Genomic DNA, 21,253 nt, shown 5'->3' on the forward strand with positions numbered 1-21,253 from the left:
CATGACGACGTGGGAGTACGCGACCGTGCCGCTGATCGTGCACGCGACCAAGCAGATCCTCGACCAGTGGGGCGCGGACGGCTGGGAGCTGGTCCAGGTGGTGCCCGGCCCGGACGGCAACGGCCTGGTGGCCTACCTCAAGCGCCCGCGAGGTGACGCGTGACGATCTCGCACCGCCTCCACGAGCTCGGCCTGGTCCTCCCGCCGGTGCCGACCCCCGCCGCCGCGTACGTCCCCGCGGTCCGCACCGGGCAGTACGTCTGGACAGCGGGTCAGCTGCCGATGGTCGACGGGGCCCTGCCGGTGACCGGCAAGGTGGGCGAGGGCCCCGGTCTGGTCTCGCCCGCGGTCGCCTACGACCTCGCACGGACCGCGGCCCTCAACGCGCTCGCCGCGGTCGCCGAGCAGGCCGGCAGCCTCGACCGGGTCGCCCGCGTGGTCAAGGTCATCGGCTACGTCGCGAGCGACCCGTCGTTCACCGGCCAGCCGGCGGTGGTCAACGGCGCGAGCGAGCTGATCGGCGAGGTGTTCGGTGACGCCGGCCGGCACGCACGCACCGCGGTCGGCGTGGCGGTGCTGCCGCTGGACGCCCCGGTCGAGGTCGAGGTCGTCGTCGAGCTCTCCTGAGCGCCGACCGCGTCAGCGGGCGCGGCGCTCCAGGCGGTCCACGTCGAGGAGGACCACCGCGCGGCCCTCGCGCCGCAGCCAGCCCCGGCTGGTGAAGTCGGCGAGCGCCTTGTTGACCGTCTCGCGGGACGCGCCCACCAGCTGGGCCAGCTCCTCCTGGGTCAGCCCGTGCGACACGCGCAGGCCGTCCTCGACGGGTTCGCCGAACCGGGTCGACAGGTCGAGCAGCGCCTTCGCGACCCGGCCGGGCACGTCGGCGAACACGAGGTCGCCGAGCGCCTCGTTGGTGCGGCGCAGGCGGTGGGCCAGGGCGGCGAGCAGGTGCTTGGCAACCGGCGGGTGCAGCTCGAGCCACGCGATCAGCTCGTCGTGGGTCAGCTCGTAGAGCACGGCGTCGTTGACCGCGGTGGCGGTCGCCGTGCGCGGCCCCGGGTCGAACAGCGAGAGCTCACCGAACATCTCGCCGGGGCCCAGCACCGACAGCAGGTTCTCGCGCCCGTCGGGCGCGCGACGTCCGAGCTTCACCGAGCCACGCCCGATCACGTACAGCCGGTCGCCGCGGTCCCCCTCGCTGAACACCGACCGGCCGCGGGGCAGGTCGATGCGCACCATGGTGCGCAGCAGCGCGCGTGACGCGGCCTCGTCGATCGCCGCGAACATCGGCGCTCGCAGCACCAGCTCCTCGTCCACCGGACCTCCGGGGTGTGATCTGGGTCTCGTTCGAGCCCACACTAGGCGCACCTTGGCCCGGTTCGGGCCGACACGGGGCGTTCGGATGCTGTGGGTCCGTCCCGGCGCGGGCCCGGACGGCGCGCGCCGCGCGAGGTCAGTCGCGGGCGTCGGGGCGGTCGAGCTCTTCGGCGACGAGCGCCATGACGAGGCTCTCGGTGGACTGCTCCAGGGCGCGGTCGAGCTCGTCGGCGTACGCCGAGAGTCGTCGGTCCAGCACGCGGAGCTGCCGCATCGCGGTGACCCGGTCGGCCTGCTCGCGCTCGGCGATCGCCTGGTGGAGCTCCTCGGACGAGGGCAGCCGCAGCTGTGCGTCCGGCAGCACGTCCCAGCCCATCGCGCCGAGCGGCTCGGGCGGTGCGAAGGAGGCCACCAGCAGGTCGAGCCGGGCCCGCAGCAGCCGACGCCACCGGACGACCTCGGCCCGTTCCGCCCGCACGGCGCGACGGGTCGAGGCAGTCTCGAGTCCCGTGGGTTCGCCGAGGTGGGCGATCGACATCGCATCTCCTTGCTGACACGGCCATCGTCGATGGGCCTGCTGGTGCATCGGTGGTGGGCGGGTGAGGCTTGAGGCCGTCGCGAGGCGTTCACCCCAACGGTGGTTCGGGACGCTGCCCGCGCCGTGTCCGACCGGCCGCCTAGGCTGTCCGGCATGGCTTCCGAGACCCCGCTGGCGCGCACGCGGCGGGCTCGGCGGATCAACCGTGCGCTCGCCGAGCGCTACCCCGACGCGCACTGCGAGCTCGACTTCGGGTCACCGCTGCAGCTCCTCGTCGCGACCCTGCTCTCGGCCCAGACCACCGACGTCCGGGTCAACCTGGTCACCCCGGCCCTGTTCGCCCGGTACCCGACCGCGCTCGACTACGCGCAGGCCGTGCCGGCCGAGCTCGAGGACCTGATCCGGTCCACCGGGTTCTTCCGGGCGAAGGCCCGCTCGCTGATCGGCCTGGGCCAGGCGCTCGTCGAGCGGTTCGACGGTGAGGTGCCCGGCCGGATGCGTGACCTCGTGACCCTGCCCGGGGTCGGGCGCAAGACCGCGAACGTCGTGCTCGGCAATGCGTTCGGCGTCCCCGGCCTGCCGGTGGACACCCACGTCCTGCGGGTGACGGCGCGCCTCGGCCTGACCGACTCCGACGACCCGGTGCGCGTCGAGACCGACCTGTGCGGCATGCTCGAGCGCCGCGAGTGGACCATGGCGTCGCACCGGTTCATCGCGCACGGACGGCGAACCTGCCACGCCCGTCGACCCGCGTGCGGCGCGTGCCCGGTCGCGCAGTGGTGCCCGTCGTTCGGCGTCGGTGAGGTGGACCCGGTGGCTGCCGAGCGGCTGGTCAAGGAGTCCGCCCACCCGATCCCGGCGATCAGCTCAGTCGAGTGACGCCAACCAGTCCAGCAGCAGGTCGGTGACGGCCTCGGGCGCTTCCTCGGGCAGGTAGTGACCGGCGCCCTCGACCAGCTCGAACCGGAACGGCCGGCCGTGCGCGGCTCGACCGACGGCGGCCGGCGGCAGGCAGGGGTCCAGCGCACCGTGCACCTGAAGGACGGGGACCTCGATCGGGGTCCGCACCGCTGCGAGGTAGCGCTGGCCGTCGACCCGCGGTGTCGAACGGACCAGCCAGCGCAGCGTCTCCATCGACGAGTGCGCCGCGAACGGCACCCGCATCGCGGATCGGTAGACCGCCGCGGTCTCGGCATCGGGCCACCCGCCGGCGCCCCACTCGCGCAGCAGGCGGACGGCCAGGTCACCGTGCGTGAGCCGGCGCTCCGGGAACCAGGGCAGCTGGAAGAAGCCCAGCCGCCGTGTGGTGCGGTGCAGCAGGAGCGGCCGCGCCGCCGCGGACGTGTGCATCCGGGCCGGGTGGGCGGACGAGAGCGCTGCGACGGCGCGGGTCACCCCGGGGCGCAGCGTCGGCATGGACCACGCGACGGTGCCGCCGAGTCCGTGGCCGACCACGACGGCGTCGCTCGCGCCGAGCGACCGGATCACCCCGGCGACGTCCCGCGTGAGCGTCGGGAGGTCGTAGCCCTGCGGAGGCTTGTCGGACGCCCCGCTGCCCCGCAGGTCGATCGCGGCAGCCCGGTAGCCGGCGGCGGCCAGCGCCGGGATCTGGTGACGCCAGGCCCACCACATCTCCGGGAACCCGTGCAGCAGCACGACCAGCGGGCCGGACCCGGCCTCGGCCACGTGGAAGCGCGCCGCGTTCGCCGCGACGAAGCGGTGCTCCCAGGGGCCCTCGAGCAGGACTGACGCGGCGTCGACGGCGGTCATGACCCGCCGGCCGGCGAGGCGCCTGCGGAGTCCTCCGGGCTCGGGGCCCGGAGAGCCGCGTGGTGGCGGTCCCGATAGGCGAGCCCGGCGCCGCCGAGCACGGCCGCGAGCACCGACGCGACGAGGATCGCGGCCCGCGCGTGCTCCTCGGCGGCGCTGCCCTCACCGAAGGCCAGCGAGCCGATCAGCAGCGACACCGTGAAACCGATACCCGCCACGAAGCCGACCGCGAGCACGTCGGCCCAGCCGAGGCCGCTCGCGAGCGGGGTCCTGGTGGTCTTCGAGACGATCCAGGTGCCCAGCGTGATGCCGATCGGCTTGCCGAGCACGAGCCCGAGCACGACACCCTGGGCCACCGGGTCCTTCGCGGCCGCGACCAGCGAGTCGGGGTCGAGCGCGACCCCGGCGGCGAACAGCGCGAACAGCGGGACCGCGAACCCGGCGGACACCGGACGCCAGAGGTGCTCGAAGTGCGCGGCCATGCAGTGCTCGTCGGAGTCGTCCGGTGCGCCCGGCACCACGAGGCCGAGCAGCACTCCGGCGATCGTCGCGTGCACCCCCGAGGCGTGCATGAAGCCCCAGGCCAGCAGGCCGAGCGGGAGCAGCAGCCAGACCGACGTGATGCGGCGGCGGGTGAGCAGCCCGAACAGCGCCACGACGGCCAGCGCCGCGACGAGCCAGCCGAGGTGGATCGCCTCGGAGTAGAAGACCGCGATCACGATGATCGCGAGCAGGTCGTCGACCACGGCGAGGGTCAGCAGGAAGGCGCGCAACGAGTTCGGCAGGCTGCGCCCGACGATGGCGAGCACGGCGATCGCGAACGCGATGTCGGTCGCGGTCGGGGTCGCCCAGCCGCGCAGGTCGCCACCGTTGAGGTTGACCAGCACGTACAGGATCGCCGGGACGGCCATGCCGCCGATCGCCGCCACGATGGGCAGCAGCGCGCTCGAGGGACGTCGCAGCTCGCCCGCGACGATCTCGCGCTTGAGCTCGAGGCCGACGACGAAGAAGAAGATCGTGAGCAGTCCGTCGGAGGCCCAGTGGGCGAGCGACAGGTCGAGGTGCAGCGCGGCCGGGCCGACCACGGTGTGGGCGAGCGTCTCGTAGGACTCCGACCACGGTGAGTTGGCCCAGAACAGTGCGATCACCGCGCCGACCAGCAGCAGCACGCCGCCGGCCTTCTCGGTGCGCAGGACGTCGGCGATGTTGCGTTCGTCGTCGGGGCTGATCCGGGCGAACAGGCCGGAGACGGGGCGAGTGGCCAGGCGCGCGAGGCGGGCGCGGCGGGACATGGGCCTCCTCGGGGTCGGGTGGGACGTCGCCGACCAGACTTCCCGGCACTCCCGGTCACCCAGGATAGGCGGCGCTCAGCCGCGGTGGTCAGCCCTCGGAGGAGGCGGCGGCCGGTTCGGGTGCGTCGTCGTCGTTGCGCCGGTGCGGCGGGTCGAACCGGTAGCCGACGTTGCGGACCGTCCCGATCAGCTGCTCGTGCTCCGGACCGAGCTTCGCGCGGAGCCGTCGCACGTGGACGTCCACGGTCCGGGTGCCGCCGAAGTAGTCGTAGCCCCAGACCTCCTGGAGCAGCTGGGCGCGGGTGAACACCCGCCCCGGGTGCTGGGCGAGGTACTTGAGGAGCTCGAACTCCTTGTACGTGAGGTCCAGCGCCCGGCCGCGGACCCGCGCGGTGTAACCACTGGGATCGATCGTGAGGTCACCCGAGGAGATCTCCTCGGGCTCCTCCTCGCCGTTCGCGGCGGCCGCCCGCTCCATCACGATCCGCAGTCGTGCCTCGACCTCGGCCGGCGACGCGTCCTCGAGCAGGATGTCCGCGGCGCCCCACTCGCCGGTGACGACCGTGAGGCCGCCCTCGGTGAGCACCAGCACGAACGGCACGGTGAGGCCGGTCGCGCGCAGCAGGCGGCACGTCGAGCGTGCGGTGGCGAGGTCGCGCCGCGCATCGAGCAGCAGCACGTCGCTGTCCGGGGCGTCCAGCAGGGCGGACGGCTCGACGGGCAGCACGCGGACCCGGTGGGCCAGCAGACCCAGGGCAGGAAGCACCTGGGCCGAGCCCCCGGTCGACGGGGTGAGCAGCAGCAGGTCCGCCACGATCGGTCTGCCTCCGGCTGGGTCGGTCGGCCCTACGGTACCGCCGCAGCGTCCGCGTCCGGTGCGCCGACGCGATCTGCGAGACTGTGCCCCGTGCCAGACCCGCGTCCGCTCCCCGACCCAGCGGGGTCGTGCTGATGGACGTGTCGACCCGCGCGGTGCTGACCGCGGTGCTCGCCGCTGCGGTGGCGGGCGCCGGCGTGCTCGGCGCGCCGTACCTCGCCGGGACCTCCGTGGCCCTCGCCCTGATCGTCGCGTGGGGCTGGCCGGCGCTGCTCCGGCTCCCCGCGCGGCTCGGGGCGTTCGTGGTCATCGCGCTCGGCGGCGCCGGCGGCGTGCTGGCCGTCGCGGTGACTCCCGGCGCCCCGGTGCTGCGCAACCTGCCGGTCGTGGTGGCGTTCGCGGTGCTGCTCGCGTTCGCGGCGGAGCTCGCCCGGACCGACGGCCGTCGCCGGCTGGTGGACTCGGTGTCCGGCAGCGTCTCGGGCGTGCTGGTCGCGGCGGCGGCCGCGGGGTGGGTCGCGGCGCTGCGCAGCCCCGCCGAGATCGGCCTCGTCGTCACCGGTGCGGTCGCGCTGTTCTTCGCGGCGATCGCGTCGGCGCTGCCGTTCGGGGGGTGGACGTCGGCCGGGGTCACGGTCTTCGCGGGTGTGGTCGGCGGGGTGGGTGGCTCGCTCGTGATGCCGGACGTGCCCCCGCTGGCGGGTGGCGTCCTCGGTCTGGCGGTGGGCCTGCTCGCCGCGGTGATGCACGTGCTCTTCCTGCGGGTGCCCGCGCTGTCCGCCCGGACCGCGGCGCTCGCGGCCGCCGTGGTGCCCGTGTCGGTCAGCGGCACGCTCGTCTACGTCGTCGGCCGCGTGCTGCTCGGCTGAGCCACCGGCCCGACCGGCCCGACCGAAACCGCCCGGCGAGCGGCCCGTCGCGCGTCCGCACCGTAGGATCGGCGCATGTCCGGACTTGAGCTGTTCTACATCGGCCTGCTCGTCGCGGCGACGGTGACCATCGGGTGGTTCGCGGTCTACGTCGTGATCAACCTGTACAAGGGCCAGCGCTGACCGATGGCCTTCGTCATCCCGGAGGGCCTGGCCCCCGAGGTGTACCCGCTGGCCTTCCTGGTGGGGCGCTGGCGGGGCAGCGGTGAGGTCGCCTACCCCCAGGTGCCGCGCGCCGAGGTCGTCGCGGACGTCGTCGTGGACCACGACGGAGGGCCGTACCTGACCTGGTCCGCGCAGCTGCGGCTCAAGGACGACGACCACGTCTGGGCCACCGAGTCCGGCTTCTGGCGCGTGCCGCCGGACCGTCCGGCGGACCTGCCCGAGGGTCGGTTCCCGGTGGAGCTGTTGCTGGCCGACCCGGCGGGGCACCTCACCCTGTACGCGGGCGTGGTCGGCAACGGCCGGATCGACCTCGCGTCCGACCTCGTGGCCCGGACGCCCGACGCGGCCGAGCTCACCGCCGCGACGCGGCTGTACGGCATGGTCGAGGGCGAGCTGATGTGGACCTGGGACATCGCCGCGTTCGGCGAGCCGCTGCAGAGCTACGCGGCCGCCCGGATGTCGAGGGTCGGGTGACCAGCCCGGTGATCGCCAGGCCCGGTGCCGTCGAGGCGTCCGGCCCCGACGCCGGGGTCGCTTGGCACTACGGCGACCCGACCGGAGAGCAGCGCGCGCTCGAAGCGGGCGGTGCGGTGGTCGACCAGTCCCACCTCGGGGTCGTGACGGTGACCGGGCCGGACCGGCTCAGCTGGCTGCACTCGATCACGAGTCAGTACCTCGAGAACCTGGAGCCCCGGCGGTCCACGGAGACGTTGGTGCTCAGCCCGCACGGTCACGTCGAGCACGCGGCCGGCGTCGTGGACGACGGCGAGACGACCTGGCTGATCACCGAGAGCGCACCGGCCCTGGCCGGGTGGCTGGACTCGATGCGGTTCATACTCCGGGTCGAGGTCGCCGACGTCACCGCCGACTGGGCGGCGATCGGCGAACCGGTCGGTCAGGAGGGTGTCGAGGGCGAGCCGGTCACGTGGCGTGACCCGTGGCCGCGCACCGCGCCGGGCGGCACCAGGTACGGGCCGGCCGACGCGGACCATCCCGGCACGGCACGTGCCTGGCGGCTGGTGCTCGTCCCGCGGGGCGAGCTGGCGGGCGAGGTCGACCGTCGCGAGCGCGGCGGCTGGCGGGTCGCGGGGACCTGGGCCACGGAGGCCCTCCGGGTCGAGGCGTGGCGGCCCAGGGCGGCGCTCGAGGTCGACCACCGGACCATCCCGCACGAGCTGGACTGGCTGCGGACCGCGGTCCACCTGACCAAGGGCTGCTACCGCGGCCAGGAGACCGTGGCGCGCGTGCACAACATGGGACGCCCGCCGCGGCGGCTCGTGATGCTGCACCTCGACGGCTCGGGGCACGTCGCGCCGGTCGGTGGCGCCGCGGTCCGGCTCGAGGGCCGCGAGGTCGGCCGGGTCACCAGCGTGGCCCGGCACCACGTGCTCGGACCGGTGGCGCTCGCGCTCGTGAAGCGGAACGTTCCCGCCGACGCCGAGCTGCTGGTCGACGCCGAGGGCGGGGCGGTCGCGGCCGCCCAGGAGCTCGTCGTGCCCGCCGAGGGGGTCTCCGCCGACCGGCCGGAACCCCGGCCCGTGCTGCCCGGGCTGCCCCCGCCCGCGACCCGATGAGTCTCGGCCTGCTGCTGCGGGCCCGGCTGCGTCAGGGGTGGGGCCGGGTGCGCCGGGCCGCCGTGCCGCTGCTGCTCGCGGCGATCGCGGCCGGTGGCGCGTACGCCGTGGCGCGCTACGGGCTCGGCCACCAGTACCCGTTCTTCGCACCGGTCGCCGCGTGGCTCGCGCTCGGCTTCAGTGCGGACCGTGACCTGCGCCGGGTCGCCGAGCTGGCGATCGGGGTCGCTGTCGGGGTCCTCGCCGGGGACCTGCTGGTCCACGCGATCGGCTCCGGTGCGTGGCAGGTCGCCGTGGTGCTCGCGATCGCGGTGCTCGTCGCGCGGATGCTCGACCGCGGGGACCTGCTGGCGATCCAGGCCGGAGTCCAGGCCGTCGTGGTGGTCGTGCTGCCGGCGTCCGCGACCGGAGGTCCGGTGGGCCGCTGGGTCGATGCGATGGTCGGCGGCGCGGTGGCACTGGTCGTCGCGGCGCTGTCCCCGCAGGACCCGCGACGACGGGTGCGGGCCGTGGCCGAGGAGGCGATGGCCGAGGTCGCCGACCTGCTCCGGGTGCTGTCGGAGGGCCTGCGCGCCGGCGACCGCGCGGCGGCGCACCGTGCCCTGCTGCGCGGTCGCGCCTCCCAGCCGGTGCTCGACACCTGGCGGTCCGCCGCGGTCAGCGCGCGACAGACCGCGCGGCTCTCGCCCGCGTTCCGGCGGCACCGTGACGAGCTCGGCGAGATGGTCGCGGCCGCGACCGCGGCGGATCGTGCGATGCGCAACGCCCGGGTGCTCGCCCGGCGGTCCGAGGTGGTCCTCGAGCGGCCCGAGCTGCACGGAGGGACGGGCGCTCTGGCCGACATGGTGGACCTCGGCCGGGTCGCGGCCCAGGAGATCGGCGCCGCGCTCGCGGCCGGCGGGTCGCCCGTGGCGGCCCGAGCGGCGGTGGCCCGCGCCGCGGACCAGGCGGATCCCGCCCGGACGCCGGCGGACCTGCACGTCCAGCAGCTCGTCCTGCTGCTGCGCTCGCTGCTGGTGGACCTCGCCGAGACCGCGGGCATGGACCCCACCGAGGCCCGCACGCTGCTCCCGGAGATCTGAGCGGGGCGAGGTTCACCCGGCCCGTCACCTGGCCGGAGTACCAAGCCCGCACCGGGTCCCGCCGATGAAGAGGCATGACCTCGGGTGGCTTCTTCGAGCCACGCAACCGGGTGGCTGCGGGCCGCACGCTTGTCGTGGTGGCGATGGTCGCTGCCACCGTGACGGTCGGGTACGAGGTGATCGCCCAGGCGATCGGTCTGCCGGGCGCAACCACGGCGACCCTGGTGGGTGCCACCGTGGTCGGGACCGGGCTGCTGGTCATCTCCATCGCCGCGGCGGCCCTGCCGGGCCGGCTCCCGCCGTGGACCTGGGTGGGCAGCGCACTGATCGGCGTGACCGTCGTGCTCTGGGTCGCCTTCGGGACCGGGGACGTCTCCGCGGGCGCACAGTTCGGGCTGGTCTACCCGGTGGTCTACGCCGCCGCGAACCTGCGGCCCGGAGCGGCCTGGTTCGTCACCGGCTTCGCGGCGCTCGCCGACGCCGCGGTCGTGCTGGTGCAGGAGCCGCACGGCGGCGCGGCGCTCGAGGTCATGGAGGTCGCTGCGGCCCTCCTGGTGCTCACCGCGGTCCTGCAGATGGTCGCGCACCACCAGGACGAGCTGACCCGTCGGTTGGCCGAGATCGCGGCCGTGGACCAGCTGACCGGCCTGTCCAGCCGCCGCCGGCTGGAGGAGGTCGCGCACGAGGTGCTCGAGACGCCCTGCCCGCCGGGTGACTTCGGGCTGGGCACCGGGCTCGCGATCATCGACCTGGACCACTTCAAGGCGCTCAACGACACCTACGGCCACCCGGTGGGCGACGCCGCCCTGGTGCACGTGGCCGCGCTGCTGCGCACCACGTCGCCGAGCCGGGCGACCGTGGCCAGGCTGGGCGGCGACGAGCTCGCCGTGCTGCTCCCGTGCACCGAGCCGACCGAGCTGCGCGGCGTGCTCGACCGGTTCCACGACGCGGTCCGGACCAGCCCGATGAACCACCTCGGACGCGTCCTCGCGCTGAGCGTCAGCGTCGGTGGCGCGCACATCCCCGGGACCCGTGAGCCGACCCTCGCCGAGCTCTACGCCGAGGCCGACGAGGCCCTGTACCAGGCCAAGCTCCGGGGGCGCGGTCGCGTCGTGATGGCGTGAGAGCCGGGCACGGTGGGGCGCGCCGGACGTCCCAGGTCGGCGCTCGCCGGCTGCCCTAGGTTCGCGAGCGACGCAGGGGGGTGCGTGAAGGAGCTGGTCGGGCCGCGCGACACCGGGGCCGCCGCCTGGGGCGCCTCGGTGATCGGTGCTGGGTGCGCGGTGCTCGCGGTCGGGTACGAGCTGCTCGGGATGGCCCTGGGCCGGTCGAGCTCCAACGGCGGCACGCTCGCCGTGGCGAGCGTGGTCGCGGTCGTGATCCTCGCGATGGTGGTCGGCTTCAGCCGAGCGCCCGACCGGATGCCCTGGTGGAGCTGGATCACGATCTGCCTGCTCGGCATCGGGGTGATCCTGGCGGAGGACCTGATCGCCCCCGAGACCGGTGCCTCGGGTCAGATCGGCCTGCTCTACGCGGTGGTGTTCGCCGGAGCGCACCTGCAGCCGGCCGGCGCCTGGCTCGTCGCGTCGCTGGCGATCGGCGGCGACGCCGTGATCGTCTTCACCACCCGCGCGGTTCCGGACGCCGTGGGTGAGCTCGTCGCCGTCGGCGCCGTGATCCTGATGGCCACCGCGCTGCTCGTGCACATGGGCGGCCACCAGCAACGACTCACCGAGCAGCTCGCGGCCCTCGCGAGCCAGGACCCGCTGACCGGGCTGGCGACCCGTCGCGAGCTCGAGGCCGCTGCGGCACAGGCGGCGGCGCCGCACCCGCGCCGGTTGCGGGACGCGCCACCGCGCGGGACAGCGCTGCTGATCGTCGACCTCGACAGCTTCAAGGCGCTCAACGACACCTACGGCCACCTGGTCGGCGACGCCGCCCTGGTGCACGTCGGGAGCCTGCTCCGGGCCTGCTCGCCGCGGACGGCCACCGTGGCGCGGCTCGGCGGCGACGAGCTCGCGGTCCTCCTGCCCGACGCGTCTCGCGACGACGCCGTGCGGGTGGCCGAGGAGATGCTGCGCGCGGTGCTCGCGACGCCGATGCTCCAGGGCGCCGATGAGGTCTCGTTGAGCGTCAGCATCGGCGCCGGGCATCTCGCGGCCGGCGCAGCGGCCGGGCTCACGGCGCTCTACGCCGAGGCCGACGCCGCGCTGTACCGCGCGAAGCTGGGCGGCCGGAGCCAGGTCTGCGCCGTCGTCGCCGCTGACGCCGGCCCGTCGGTCGCACCGTAGGCTTCTCGTCGTGTCGACCGTCGCCTACGCCCAGCTGTGGATCTTCTTCCTGCTGTACCTCGGGGTCTTCGTGGCCTGCGTGGCCGCCCTCGTGGACCTGCTGCGCCGGCCGGCCGAGGCCTTCCCGCGCGCAGGGAAGCGGACCAAGGGTTTCTGGGGCGCGATCCTCGGCGTCGCGACGGCCGTGTCGTTCGTCGCGATCCCGCCGCCGGTCGGGATCGGCCAGCTCGGCTTCCTCGCGATCATCGGGGTGGTCGCCGCGATCGTCTACTTCGTCGACGTGCGCCCGGCGCTCGGCCCGATCCGCCGCCGGCGGCCGCCGTCGTCCGGCGGGTGGTGAGGTGCGCGCGGTCGTCCAGCGCGCGACCCGTGCCGCAGTGCGGGTCGACGGCGAGGTCGTCGGTTCGTTCGACGAGCCCGGCCTGCTGGTCCTGGTCGGGGTGACGCACGACGACGGTCCGGCGCAGGTCGAGCGGATCGCGCGCAAGGTCGCCGAGCTGCGGATCCTGCGCGACGAGCAGTCCGCGCTCGACCTCGGCGCGCCGGTGCTCGTGGTGAGCCAGTTCACGCTCTATGCCGACACCCGCAAGGGCCGGCGGCCGACCTGGAACGCCGCGGCGCCCGGACCGGTCGCCGAGCCCCTCGTGGCGGACGTCGTCGCCGCGCTGCGCGAGCGCGGGCTGCGGGTGTCGACCGGGGTCTTCGGCGCGCAGATGGCCGTCGAGCTGGTCAACGACGGCCCGGTGACGATCCTGCTGGAGGCCTGACCTCAGCCGCGCGCGTCGAGGGCCGCGAACTCGTCCTCGGTCAGCACGAGGTCGACGGCCCGTGCGGAGTCCTGGATCGACGCGGGACGGCTCGCGCCCGGGATCGGGATGACCACGGGGGCCTTGGCGAGCTCCCACGCGAGGGCGACCTGTTGCGGGCTGACGCCGTGCCGCCGGGCGACCTCGCCGAACGCCGCGTGCCGTGCACCGAGCTCACCGGCGCTCTTGATGCCGCCGAGCGGGCTCCACGGCAGGAACGCGATGCCGCGTCGGGCACAGAGCTCGAGCTCGGGCTCGCTGGACCGGAACCGCGGCGAGAACTGGTTCTGCACCGAGACCAGGCGCCCGCCGAGCACCTCGTCGGCCAGCTCGATCTGCTCCGTGCTCGCGTTCGAGACGCCGGCCATGACGATCTTCCCCGCGTCGAGCAGGTCGCGCAGCGCCCCGACGGACTCCTCGTAGGGCACCGACGGGTCCGGACGGTGGAACTGGTAGAGCCCGATCGCCTCGACGTCGAGGCGCTGCAGCGAGGCGTCGCAGGCCTTGATGATCGAGGCCGGGTCGCCCTGCACGTACCAGGTGCCGTCGCCGGGGCGCCGGTGGCCGCCCTTGGTCGCGACCAGCACGTCGCGTGCAGCGCTGCCCGCGAGCCGGAGCGCCTTGGCGATCAGGATCTCGTTGTGCCCGACGTCGGTCGCCGTGAGGTGGTAGGCGTCCGCGGTGTCGATCAGCGTGACGCCCGCGTCGAGGGCGGCGTGGATGGTCTCGATGGCGCGCGCCTCGCCCGGCCGCCCTTCGATGGACATCGGCATCCCGCCCAGCCCGATGGCCGAGACGGTCCGTTCGCCGATCCTGCGGTGCTGCATGGCTCGCCCTCCGTGGCTGGGGATGATGCTCGTCACTCTGCCGCCGGGCACCTCGTGCGACAACCCGGTGCGGGCCGGGTCTGCTCGTCCGGTGGCAGGCTGGAGGCATGCGGATCCTGGCCGAGCAGGGTGACCTCACGCGGACCGCGACCGACGTCGTGGTCAACGCCGCGAACTCGTCGTTGCTGGGCGGGGGAGGTGTGGACGGTGCGCTGCACGCCGCGGCCGGCCCGGGCCTGCTCGCAGCCTGCCGTGAGGTGCGCCGGACCGCGTGGCCCGGCGGGCTGCCGGTCGGCGAGGCCGTCGCGACCGGCGCCTTCGACCTGCCGGCGCAGTGGGTGGTGCACACGGTCGGGCCCAACCGGCACGCGGGGCAGACGGATCCGGCGCTGCTCGCGGCGTGCTTCCGGCGTTCGCTCGACGTGTCCGCCGAGCTCGGTTCGCGGTCGGTGGCGTTCCCCGCGGTGAGCGGCGGCGTGTACGGCTGGGCGATGTCCGAGGTCGCGCAGATCGCGGTCGCCACGGTGCGCGAGTGGGCGGCCGGCCACCCGGACGGGCTCGACGAGGTGCGGTTCGTGCTCTTCTCGCCGTCCGCCCTCGCGGAGTTCGAGGTGGCGCTGCGCGGCTGAGGGCGCGGGAGGGCCGATCCGGGCCTGCGCTCAGCCCAGCAGGTCGAGCAGGGCCGCCAGGGTGCGGATCACGCCGCCCTCGGTGTTCGCCGGAGCGCGGAACCGTCCGGTCGCGAGCACGTCCTGGTGCGCGTTCGCCATCGCCCAGCTCATCCCGGCGGCGCGCAGCAGCTCGAGGTCGTTGGGCTGGTCACCGAAGGCGGCGGTGTGCTCCCGGTCGGCCCCGACCGCGGCCTGGATCATCCGTAGCGCGGCCCCCTTGTTCGTCCCGGCCGCGTTGATGTCGACCCAGTGGTCGTGGCCCTGGAGGATCGCGTAGCCCGCGGCGAGGTCGGCGATCGCGGGGAGCACGGCCTCGCCGATCGGCGCGACGTCGTAGGCGGACACCTTGAGCGCGGCGGCCTCGACGCCCGCGAGGTCCTCGACCTCGACGGCGTGCGGGTAGTAGCGCCTCGCCTCGTCCAGTGCGATCGGGTCACGGCCCTCGATGTAGGCGCCGTGCCGCCCGGAGATCGTGGCGGCGACCTGGTGCCCTCGGGACGCGAGCCGGCGGATCCGGTCGGCGAACTCCACGACCAGGGCGTGGTCCACCGGTGAGATGTGGAGCTGCTCGCCGTGGCGCAGGACGACCGCTCCGTTGTCCGCGATCACGGTGAGCGCCTCGAACCGTTCGCCGAGCACCAGCTCCAGTGCGCCGAGCTGTCGCCCGCTCGCGACGCAGAGCTCGACCCCCCGCACGGCGAGCTCGTCGGCGACGTCCCAGAACGACGGGTCGATCCGGTGGTCGCCGTCCAGCAGCGTGCCGTCCATGTCGGTGGCCACCAGTCGGAGCCCGGCGACCTCGGCGGCGGCGGGCAGCTCGAGCTGGGGGTCGGTCACCCGCCCATCCAACCGCACGTGCGGCACTGCTCCCGCCGCGCGTCCGCGGGCGACGAGTCGCGGGAGCCGTGCCCTCGCGGGGCGTGCAGGCCTGTCGAACTCGGCGGGGCGGAGGTCTGTCGCTCGAGGAGCGGGGCATTTACCATGGCCGTATGTCAGGACAAATGCTTGCGCCCGAGTCGGGTACGCGGCCCGCCGGCCGGGGTGTGATGCGCACGTACGTGCGGTGGTCGGACGTCGACCTGTTCGGTCACGTCAACAACGCCGCCTACCTGCGCTACCTGGACGACGCGCGCTTCGCGCTGTTCGACATGGGCGTGGACGCCGACGGCCAGCCCACCGCTTCCCTGCTCGTCGTGGTCAAGCACGAGATCGACTACCTCGGGCAGCTCGTCTACCGGCTCAACCCGATCGACGTCGAGGTGTGGGTCCCGCGGATCGGGCGCACCTCGGTGGACATCGCCTACGAGGTGGTCGACGAGCAGCGGACCGTCTACCTGCGCGCCCGCACCCGGATGGTCCAGCTCGACTCCGCCTCGCGCCAGGCGCGTCCGTTCACCGACGACGAGCGCGCAGCTCTGCTCGCCTACCCGGGCGACACCCCGCACCTGCGCGAGTGGTGAGCCGGCCTCCGGGCGGACGACCGATCCGCGCGGCCGCGGTCAGCCGAGCAGCGCGTCCCACGCGGCCTTGATGGACGCGGGCACCTCGCGTGCGTGCCACCACACCGCCTGCACGGGCTTGACGCTCTGGGCCGAGACCCCGATCCCGACCGCGTCCAGGCCCGCGGCGCGGCACGAGAAGAGCGCCCGGCGCAGGTGGTAGTCCTGCGTGATCACCACGGCGTCGGCGATGCCGAGCTCGGTGGCCCGGCGGCACGACGCGGTGGTGTCGACGCCCTCGGGGTCCTCGACGATCGCCGACCCGGGGACGCCGAGGCCCTCCAGCCAGGTCCGCATCGCGGCCGGCTCGTCGTAGCCGGGACGCGAGACGCCGTCGCCGGACACCACGATCGTGCTCACGGTGCCGGCGTCGTAGAGCGCCGCGGCGGCGTCCAGCCGTCGTCGCAGGTAGGTCGAGGGCGACCCGTCCGGTCGCAGTCCCGCGCCGAGCACGAGCGCGACGCCGCCGTCCGGTACGTCGGACGGGCTCGCGACCACCGCCTGCTGGCCGACGGCCTGCACCCACACCACCGAGGCGAGTGCCAGGACCGCGGCGGCTCCGAGCGCCCACCGGACGGCCGTCCGCCACCGGCGGGTCCGGCGCGGGGCGTTCGCGGGCACGTCGGTGATCGTAGGGCCACCGGGAGAGCAAAAGTACGAACGATCGTACTATTCTGAACGGGTGAGCGAACCGATGACACCCGCCGCCGACGTCCTCGCCCTGCTCGGGGTGCCGCCTGCGCAGGCCCGCGAGTCGAAGGGCGGGCGGACCCGGGAGGCGATCCTGGGCGCGGCCGTCGCGTTGGCCTGCCGTACCGGGCTCGGTGGCCTCACGGTCGGGTCGCTGGCCACCGAGGTCGGCATGTCGAAGAGCGGGATGATCGCGCACTTCGGCTCCAAGGAGGCGCTGCAGCTCGCCGTGCTCGACGCCGCAGCGCTGGAGTTCGCCACCGAGGTCGTGCTCCCCGCGTTGTCGGCGCCGCGGGGCGAGCCCCGCGTACGGGCGCTGGTCGACGGGTGGATGGTCTGCGGCCTGATGCGCCGGCCCGGCGGCTGCGTGTTCGTCAAGTCCAGCACCGAGCTGGACGAGCAGCCCGGGCCCGTGCGCGACCGGCTGCGCGACCAGCACCTCGAGCTGGCGCGCTCGATCGCGCGGATCTTCTCCGGTGGGATCCGCGAGGGTCACTTCCGCGCGGACGCCGACCCGGAGCGCTTCGCCGTCGACCTGCACGCCGTCATGCTCGGCTTCTACCACCAGCACCGGTTGCTGGGTGACCCGCGGGCGGAGGAGCGCGCCCGTGCCGCGGTCGACGCGCTGCTCGATGCCGAGCGCCCGCCGGCCGAGCCGGCGCGAGGTGCTCCTGACGCCGTGGCGGAGGCCGGCCGGTGACGGCCGGGACGGCTGTCGCCGACACCCGCCCGACGCTGCGCCGACGAGCCCGGCGGTGGCGCCGACGGATCGTCGCGACGGCGAGCGTGGTGTGGCTGCGATGCAGCCTCGCCGTGCTCCAGGCCGTCGCGCCCTCGGCCGCGGACCGTCGGGCCCTGGACCTGTGGTGCACGCTGCCGCCCGGCGCCGAGCGCCGCCGTGACCTGCGCCCCGGCCCCGGCGAGCTGGTGCGGCTGCCCGCGCCGCGCGGCGGGGACGTGGTCGCCGAGTCGTGGGGCGCCGGTCCGGTCGTGCTGCTGGTGCACGGCTGGGGCGGCTGGCGCGGCCAGCTCGGCGCGTTCGTCAGACCTCTGGTCGACGCCGGGTACCGGGTCGTGGCGCTGGATGCGCCGGGCCATGGCGACGCGGCGCCGGGCGTGCTCGGGGCGGGGCGCGGCATGCTCCCGGAGATCGTGGACGCCCTCGAGGTCGCGGACGACGCGTTCGGTCCGGTCTCCGGCGTCGTCGCGCACTCGCTCGGGTGCACGGCGACCGGGCTCGCGCTGCGCGGACGGCTCAGCGCCGACCGGGTGGCGCTGGTCGCGCCCAGCTCCGGGATCGCGGCCGTGCTGGAGGAGTTCTCGCGCGCGTTCGGGTTGTCGCCGAGGACCGTCGCGCACCTGCGGGCCGCGCTCGAGGAGATCGTCGCCGCGCCGGTCGACGCGATCGACCTGGTGGCGCTCGGTGCCGGCCGGGTGCCCGACACCCTCGTGGTGCACGACCGCGCCGACTCGGAGATCCCCTACTCGGTGGGCGTCGCCGTGGCCGAGGCGTGGTCGGGAGCGCGGCTCGTGACCACCGACGGGCTCGGGCACCACCGGCTCCTGGCCGACCCGGGCGTCGTGGAAGCCGTGGTCGAGCACGTCGCCGGCTGAGCCCCGCGGAGCTGCGCACCGCCCAGGTTCACCCGCGCGACGGACGCGGTGCGGTCGGCCTGCGGCTAGCGTCCCGACCATGGTCCCCGGGGGGCGGTGGCGTGCGGCGGAGCCGCGCGCGTGGACCCTCGTCGACGTCGTCACCTGGATCGCGCTGCTGGTGCCCACGGCACTCGTGCTCGGCGTGCTGGCGCTGCTTCTGGCCCCGCCGCCGCCCTGCCCCGACGAAGGCATCTGCGAGGGCATTCCCTGGCTGATTGTGGCTGGGCCTCCCGGGTTGGTCGTGCTGTGCCCCCTGGTGATCCTCGTCGCAGGCTTCGGCCGGCCGCGGTTGCGCAAGCCGGGCCCGCCCGTGCCGCGCGCGCTGGTCGCGCTCGTGTGGACCTGGATGGCGGGCCCGGCACTCCTTGGGCTGCACGTGCTCGTCGACGGCCGGCTCCCGGCGGCGCAGGCCGGTGTGGCGGTCGTGCTGGTCGTGTCGATCGTCACGCCGCTCGTGGTCGCGGCGACCACGCGCGACCTGCCGGAGTCGGCCAGGCGTGAACCGAGGCGGAAGTCACCGAGGCCGCCGCGGGAGACCGTCGACTGGTGGGCCGGGTAGAAGGGTCACGCCGCGGTCCCGCCCGTATTGCGGTCGGGTGAACGGATCACGCCCGCGGCGAACACGGGACGCCTCGGTGACACCCCGCGGTTAGCCTTGCTGAACGACGTCCCCACGTCCCTGGACCCGCCAGGAGGCGCGCCGCCGCCGCAAGGAGTGCTGATGTTCGAGAGATTCACCGACCGGGCCCGCCGGGTGGTCGTCCTCGCCCAGGAAGAGGCGCGGATGCTCAACCACAACTACATCGGCACCGAGCACATCCTGCTGGGCCTCATCCACGAGGGCGAGGGTGTCGCCGCCAAGGCGCTGGAGTCGCTCGGCATCTCGCTGGACGCCGTGCGCGCCCAGGTGCAGGAGATCATCGGCGAGGGCCAGCAGGCACCGTCCGGCCACATCCCGTTCACCCCGCGCGCCAAGAAGGTGCTCGAGCTGTCCCTGCGCGAGGCGCTGCAGCTCGGTCACAACTACATCGGGACCGAGCACATCCTGCTCGGCCTGATCCGCGAGGGTGAGGGTGTCGCCGCCCAGGTGCTGGGCAAGCTGGGCGCGGACCTCAACCGGGTCCGTCAGCAGGTCATCCAGCTGCTCTCCGGCTACCAGGGCAAGGAGGCCGTCGCGGCCGGTGGCCCGGCCGAGGGCACCCCGTCCGGCTCCGCGGTGCTCGACCAGTTCGGGCGCAACCTCACCCAGGCGGCCCGCGAGGGCAAGCTCGACCCGGTCATCGGTCGCGAGAAGGAGATCGAGCGGGTCATGCAGGTGCTGTCCCGCCGCACCAAGAACAACCCGGTGCTGATCGGTGAGCCCGGCGTCGGCAAGACCGCCGTCGTCGAGGGCCTCGCGCAGGACATCGTGCGCGGCGACGTGCCCGAGACGCTGAAGGACAAGCAGCTCTACACGCTGGACCTCGGCGCGCTGGTCGCCGGCTCCCGCTACCGCGGTGACTTCGAGGAGCGCCTGAAGAAGGTCCTCAAGGAGATCCGCACGCGCGGCGACATCATCCTGTTCATCGACGAGATCCACACCCTGGTCGGTGCGGGTGCCGCCGAGGGCGCGATCGACGCCGCGAGCATCCTCAAGCCGATGCTCGCGCGCGGTGAGCTGCAGACGATCGGCGCGACCACGCTCGAGGAGTACCGCAAGCACGTCGAGAAGGACGCCGCGCTCGAGCGCCGGTTCCAGCCGATCCAGGTGGCCGAGCCGACGCTCGCCCACACGATCGAGATCCTCAAGGGTCTGCGCGACCGGTACGAGGCGCACCACCGCGTCTCGATCACCGACAGCGCGCTGGTCGCCGCGGCCCAGCTGGCCGACCGCTACGTGAACGACCGCTTCCTGCCGGACAAGGCGATCGACCTGATCGACGAGGCCGGCGCGCGGCTGCGCATCCGCCGGATGACCGCCCCGCCCGAGCTCCGCGAGCTCGACGAGGCGATCGCCGAGGCGCGTCGCGACAAGGAGTCCGCGATCGACGAGCAGGACTTCGAGAAGGCCGCGCGGCTGCGGGACACCGAGAAGCAGCTCGCCGCCAAGCGCACCGAGAAGGAGAAGGCCTGGAAGTCCGGCGACCTCGACTCGGTCGCGGAGGTCGACGAGGAGCTGATCGCCGAGGTCCTCGCGCTGGCCACCGGCATCCCGGTGTTCAAGCTCACCGAGGAGGAGTCCAGCCGCCTGCTCCGCATGGAGGACGAGCTGCACAAGCGGGTCATCGGCCAGGACGACGCGATCAAGGCGCTCTCCCAGGCGATCCGCCGCACGCGTGCGGGCCTGAAGGACCCGAAGCGACCGGGTGGGTCGTTCATCTTCGCCGGCCCGACCGGCGTCGGGAAGACCGAGCTCGCCAAGGCGCTCGCGGAGTTCCTGTTCGGCGACGAGGACGCGCTCATCCAGCTGGACATGAGCGAGTTCTCCGAGAAGCACACCGTCTCGCGGCTGTTCGGCTCGCCGCCCGGCTACGTCGGCTACGACGAGGGCGGCCAGCTGACCGAGAAGGTGCGCCGCCGGCCGTTCTCCGTGGTCCTCTTCGACGAGGTGGAGAAGGCCCACGCGGACATCTTCAACTCGCTGCTGCAGATCCTCGAGGACGGTCGCCTGACCGACTCCCAGGGCCGGGTGGTGGACTTCAAGAACACCATCATCATCATGACGACGAACCTGGGGACCAGGGACATCGCCAAGGGCCTGCAGACCGGCTTCCAGGCCGGCGGGGACCTGTCCACCGACTACGAGCGGATGAAGTCGAAGGTCAACGACGAGCTCAAGCAGCACTTCCGGCCCGAGTTCCTCAACCGCGTCGACGACGTGGTGGTGTTCCCGCAGCTGTCGCAGGCGGAGATCATCCAGATCGTCGACCTGATGATCGCCCGCCTCGCCGCGCGGCTGAAGGACAAGGGCATGGACATCGAGCTGACGCAGGCGGCCAAGGCGCTGCTCGCGGAGAAGGGCTACGACCCCGTGCTCGGCGCCCGGCCGCTGCGCCGTGCGATCCAGCGCGAGATCGAGGACACGCTGAGCGAGAAGATCCTGTTCGGCGAGCTGCGCACCGGTCAGACGGTCAAGATCGACGCGCAGGGCGAGGGCCTGCTCGGTGAGTTCGTGTTCCGTGGCGAGGGCGGCGACGAGCCCGCCGGCGAGGAGCCGGTCGGTGTCTCGGTGGGCTCCCTGCCGCCGCTGACCACGACGGACGAGAAGCCACCGGTCGACGACGCCTGAGAACGCGACGACGGCCCCGGACCCCGACGGGTCCGGGGCCGTTCGCCGTCCTGGCCCGGGC

The 21,253-nt window shown here is 74.1% G+C and carries 25 protein-coding genes; 17 read left to right on the forward strand and 8 right to left on the reverse strand.

Annotated elements, in window-relative coordinates:
* The first annotated feature begins 1 nt into the window (after position 1).
* Together sp36 and OEB99_RS02575 are read left to right on the forward strand one after the other, a co-directional pair.
* Positions 2-163, forward strand: coding sequence for a Sp36 family protein (sp36, locus tag OEB99_RS02570; protein WP_263508112.1), 162 nt, complete (start codon positions 2-4; stop codon positions 161-163).
* Positions 160-627 carry a RidA family protein gene (locus OEB99_RS02575; RefSeq protein ID WP_263508114.1) on the forward strand — a complete coding sequence of 156 codons (468 nt, stop codon included), beginning with the start codon at positions 160-162 and terminating at the stop codon, positions 625-627. The genes sp36 and OEB99_RS02575 overlap by 4 nt, the downstream gene beginning before the upstream one ends.
* Before the next feature lie 12 nt (positions 628-639).
* On the opposite strand, the gene OEB99_RS02580 is transcribed toward OEB99_RS02575, so the two are convergent.
* Complete coding sequence (locus OEB99_RS02580) at positions 640-1,317, reverse strand: Crp/Fnr family transcriptional regulator (protein ID WP_318011381.1); 678 nt, start codon at positions 1,315-1,317, stop codon at positions 640-642.
* 136 nt (positions 1,318-1,453) lie between these two features.
* The gene (locus tag OEB99_RS02585; protein WP_263508115.1) at positions 1,454-1,855 is read right to left on the reverse strand and encodes a hypothetical protein; all 402 of its coding nucleotides are present in this window, start codon (positions 1,853-1,855) and stop codon (positions 1,454-1,456) included.
* Positions 1,856-2,008: 153 nt separating this feature from the next.
* Between OEB99_RS02585 and nth the strand changes: the two genes are divergently transcribed.
* Entirely contained in the window at positions 2,009-2,734 is a 726-nt protein-coding gene (gene nth, locus OEB99_RS02590) for an endonuclease III (RefSeq protein WP_263508116.1), read from the forward strand.
* On the opposite strand, the gene OEB99_RS02595 is transcribed toward nth, so the two are convergent.
* From OEB99_RS02595 to OEB99_RS02605, 3 genes are all read right to left on the reverse strand, one after another.
* Complete coding sequence (locus tag OEB99_RS02595; RefSeq protein ID WP_263508117.1) at positions 2,723-3,625, reverse strand: alpha/beta fold hydrolase; 903 nt, start codon at positions 3,623-3,625, stop codon at positions 2,723-2,725. The two genes, nth and OEB99_RS02595, sit on opposite strands and share 12 nt — an antisense overlap.
* Positions 3,622-4,917 (reverse strand): Na+/H+ antiporter NhaA, encoded by a 1,296-nt coding sequence (gene nhaA, locus OEB99_RS02600; RefSeq protein WP_263508118.1) that lies wholly within the window; start codon positions 4,915-4,917, stop codon positions 3,622-3,624. Before nhaA ends, OEB99_RS02595 begins: the two co-directional genes overlap by 4 nt.
* Before the next feature lie 88 nt (positions 4,918-5,005).
* Positions 5,006-5,731, reverse strand: coding sequence for a winged helix-turn-helix transcriptional regulator (locus OEB99_RS02605; protein WP_263508119.1), 726 nt, complete (start codon positions 5,729-5,731; stop codon positions 5,006-5,008).
* A 137-nt stretch (positions 5,732-5,868) separates the two neighbouring features.
* Here OEB99_RS02605 and OEB99_RS02610 point away from each other — a divergent pair, with 137 nt between their 5' ends.
* The 8 genes from OEB99_RS02610 to dtd all read left to right on the forward strand — a co-directional run bounded on the left by OEB99_RS02610 (position 5,869) and on the right by dtd (position 12,542).
* On the forward strand, positions 5,869-6,603 hold the full coding sequence (locus tag OEB99_RS02610) for a hypothetical protein (protein ID WP_263508120.1): 735 nt from the start codon (positions 5,869-5,871) through the stop codon (positions 6,601-6,603).
* A gap of 186 nt (positions 6,604-6,789) precedes the next feature.
* On the forward strand, positions 6,790-7,302 hold the full coding sequence (locus OEB99_RS02615; protein WP_263508121.1) for a heme-binding beta-barrel domain-containing protein: 513 nt from the start codon (positions 6,790-6,792) through the stop codon (positions 7,300-7,302).
* Positions 7,299-8,402 carry a CAF17-like 4Fe-4S cluster assembly/insertion protein YgfZ gene (ygfZ, locus tag OEB99_RS02620; RefSeq protein WP_263508122.1) on the forward strand — a complete coding sequence of 368 codons (1,104 nt, stop codon included), beginning with the start codon at positions 7,299-7,301 and terminating at the stop codon, positions 8,400-8,402. The genes OEB99_RS02615 and ygfZ overlap by 4 nt, the downstream gene beginning before the upstream one ends.
* Entirely contained in the window at positions 8,399-9,484 is a 1,086-nt protein-coding gene (locus OEB99_RS02625) for an FUSC family protein (RefSeq protein ID WP_263508123.1), read from the forward strand. Before ygfZ ends, OEB99_RS02625 begins: the two co-directional genes overlap by 4 nt.
* Positions 9,485-9,558: 74 nt before the next feature.
* Positions 9,559-10,608, forward strand: a complete 1,050-nt coding sequence (locus OEB99_RS02630) for a GGDEF domain-containing protein (protein ID WP_263508125.1) — start codon at positions 9,559-9,561, stop codon at positions 10,606-10,608.
* Between the two features lie 84 nt (positions 10,609-10,692).
* Positions 10,693-11,775, forward strand: coding sequence for a GGDEF domain-containing protein (locus tag OEB99_RS02635; protein WP_263508126.1), 1,083 nt, complete (start codon positions 10,693-10,695; stop codon positions 11,773-11,775).
* Positions 11,776-11,785: 10 nt separating this feature from the next.
* A complete protein-coding gene (locus OEB99_RS02640) occupies positions 11,786-12,115 on the forward strand; it encodes a DUF2516 family protein (RefSeq protein WP_263508127.1) in 330 nt (109 codons plus the stop codon).
* Between the two features lies 1 nt (position 12,116).
* The gene (gene dtd / locus OEB99_RS02645) at positions 12,117-12,542 is read left to right on the forward strand and encodes a D-aminoacyl-tRNA deacylase (protein ID WP_263508128.1); all 426 of its coding nucleotides are present in this window, start codon (positions 12,117-12,119) and stop codon (positions 12,540-12,542) included.
* Positions 12,543-12,544: 2 nt separating this feature from the next.
* Here dtd and OEB99_RS02650 read toward each other — a convergent pair whose 3' ends face one another.
* Positions 12,545-13,408 (reverse strand): aldo/keto reductase, encoded by an 864-nt coding sequence (locus OEB99_RS02650; RefSeq protein ID WP_263508129.1) that lies wholly within the window; start codon positions 13,406-13,408, stop codon positions 12,545-12,547.
* 107 nt (positions 13,409-13,515) lie between these two features.
* Here OEB99_RS02650 and OEB99_RS02655 point away from each other — a divergent pair, with 107 nt between their 5' ends.
* Positions 13,516-14,037 (forward strand): O-acetyl-ADP-ribose deacetylase, encoded by a 522-nt coding sequence (locus tag OEB99_RS02655; protein ID WP_263508131.1) that lies wholly within the window; start codon positions 13,516-13,518, stop codon positions 14,035-14,037.
* A gap of 30 nt (positions 14,038-14,067) precedes the next feature.
* Here OEB99_RS02655 and OEB99_RS02660 read toward each other — a convergent pair whose 3' ends face one another.
* Positions 14,068-14,916: an HAD-IIB family hydrolase gene (locus OEB99_RS02660; protein ID WP_263508132.1), complete on the reverse strand. Its 849-nt coding sequence runs from the start codon at positions 14,914-14,916 to the stop codon at positions 14,068-14,070.
* A gap of 209 nt (positions 14,917-15,125) precedes the next feature.
* On the opposite strand from OEB99_RS02660, the gene OEB99_RS02665 reads away from it, so the two are divergent.
* Positions 15,126-15,539 carry an acyl-CoA thioesterase gene (locus OEB99_RS02665; RefSeq protein ID WP_263508134.1) on the forward strand — a complete coding sequence of 138 codons (414 nt, stop codon included), beginning with the start codon at positions 15,126-15,128 and terminating at the stop codon, positions 15,537-15,539.
* Positions 15,540-15,578: 39 nt separating this feature from the next.
* Here the strand turns inward: OEB99_RS02665 and OEB99_RS02670 are convergent, their stop codons facing one another.
* A complete protein-coding gene (locus OEB99_RS02670; protein ID WP_263508136.1) occupies positions 15,579-16,199 on the reverse strand; it encodes a SanA/YdcF family protein in 621 nt (206 codons plus the stop codon).
* A 61-nt stretch (positions 16,200-16,260) separates the two neighbouring features.
* Between OEB99_RS02670 and OEB99_RS02675 the strand changes: the two genes are divergently transcribed.
* The 4 genes from OEB99_RS02675 (at position 16,261) to OEB99_RS02690 (ending at position 21,192) form a co-directional block, all read left to right on the forward strand.
* On the forward strand, positions 16,261-16,968 hold the full coding sequence (locus tag OEB99_RS02675) for a TetR/AcrR family transcriptional regulator (protein WP_263508138.1): 708 nt from the start codon (positions 16,261-16,263) through the stop codon (positions 16,966-16,968).
* Positions 16,965-17,882 (forward strand): alpha/beta hydrolase, encoded by a 918-nt coding sequence (locus OEB99_RS02680; protein ID WP_263508139.1) that lies wholly within the window; start codon positions 16,965-16,967, stop codon positions 17,880-17,882. Before OEB99_RS02675 ends, OEB99_RS02680 begins: the two co-directional genes overlap by 4 nt.
* A gap of 79 nt (positions 17,883-17,961) precedes the next feature.
* Positions 17,962-18,483: a hypothetical protein gene (locus OEB99_RS02685; RefSeq protein ID WP_263508140.1), complete on the forward strand. Its 522-nt coding sequence runs from the start codon at positions 17,962-17,964 to the stop codon at positions 18,481-18,483.
* 162 nt (positions 18,484-18,645) lie between these two features.
* On the forward strand, positions 18,646-21,192 hold the full coding sequence (locus OEB99_RS02690) for an ATP-dependent Clp protease ATP-binding subunit (RefSeq protein WP_263508141.1): 2,547 nt from the start codon (positions 18,646-18,648) through the stop codon (positions 21,190-21,192).
* The last annotated feature ends 61 nt before the right edge of the window (positions 21,193-21,253 follow it).

Origin of the sequence: Actinotalea endophytica (assembly GCF_025717005.1) — a bacterium.
Lineage (GTDB): Bacteria > Actinomycetota > Actinomycetes > Actinomycetales > Cellulomonadaceae > Actinotalea.